1 protein-coding gene is annotated in these 1,214 nt (G+C 37.0%); it reads left to right on the top strand.

The features are described 5' to 3' along the window. Window positions 1-186 precede the first annotated feature (186 nt). On the top strand, window positions 187-1,214 hold a 1,028-nt coding region (locus tag BLP54_RS15550), incomplete at its 3' end, for an IS1182 family transposase (RefSeq protein WP_090171565.1).

Raw genomic sequence — 1,214 nt, forward strand, 5'->3', positions numbered from 1 at the left:
TCAGAGTGTAGACAAAGTGTCGCGGCTTCCGCCGCGACATTTTCTTTTTAATAAGGAGGAACTGGAGTCTGCGGACTCCAGTTCTTTCATTTTTAGATTATCCAAATCCTTAGAAAGCCTTGATTTTACAAGCGTTCTAGTTACTTTTTTGGTATAATAATACTATCAAAACAAGGGGTTAGAATAATGATTACAGAACAGAATGAGAAGGCAAGAAAGCAGATTGAATTTGTATGTACTGATGACTTGGTTCCTCAAGATCATCTTCTTAGGATTATAGATAAAGCTATTGATTGGTCTTTTATTTATGATTTAGTCAGAGATAAATATTCTCCTGATCAGGGGCGACCAAGTATTGACCCTGTTACTCTCATCAAAATCCCATTGATTCAATATTTATACGGAATAAAAAGCATGCGCCAGACTATAAAAGAAATTGAGGTGAATGTTGCTTTTAGATGGTTTCTTGGACTTGAACTTTATGATAAGGTTCCTCATTTCTCAACCTTCGGTAAGAACTATTCAAGAAGATTTGAAGGTACGGATTTATTCGAACAAATCTTTCAGCACATCTTAGAGGAATGCTATCGCTTCAAACTAGTTGACCCAACAGAAATTTTTGTTGATGCTACTCATGTAAAAGCAAGAGCTAACAATAAAAAAATGCAGCGAAGAATCGCTCAGCAGGAAGCATTATTTTATGAGGAGATGCTGAGAAAAGAAATATCATCAGATAGAGCTGCTCATGGTAAAAAGCCATTAAAAAATAAGGACGATGATGACCAATCATCTGGTTCATCAGGTGGGCATGACAAGTTTGAAGACTACACTGATGATGTTCCATTGGATGGTAAAACAATCAAGTGTAGCACTACCGATCCCGAAAGTGGATGGTTTAGAAAAGGTGAGCACAAGCATGTCTTTGCATATGGAATTGAAACAGCTTGTGATAAGAATGGGTGGATTTTAGGCTTCGATGTTAATCCTGGCAATGAGCATGACAGCAGAACTTTCAAAGGTCTGTATGATAAACTTCAGGACATTGGTATGGAAAAATGTGTTGTTGATGCAGGTTATAAAACTCCTGCCATTGCAAAGCTACTTCTTGATGATGGAGTCAAACCAGTTTTCCCTTATAAGAGACCTCAGACCAAAGAAGGATTCTTCAAGAAATATGAGTATGTCTATGATGAATACAATGACTGCTATATTTG

Source organism: Pseudobutyrivibrio sp. 49 (genome assembly GCF_900100545.1).
Classification (GTDB): domain Bacteria; phylum Bacillota; class Clostridia; order Lachnospirales; family Lachnospiraceae; genus Pseudobutyrivibrio.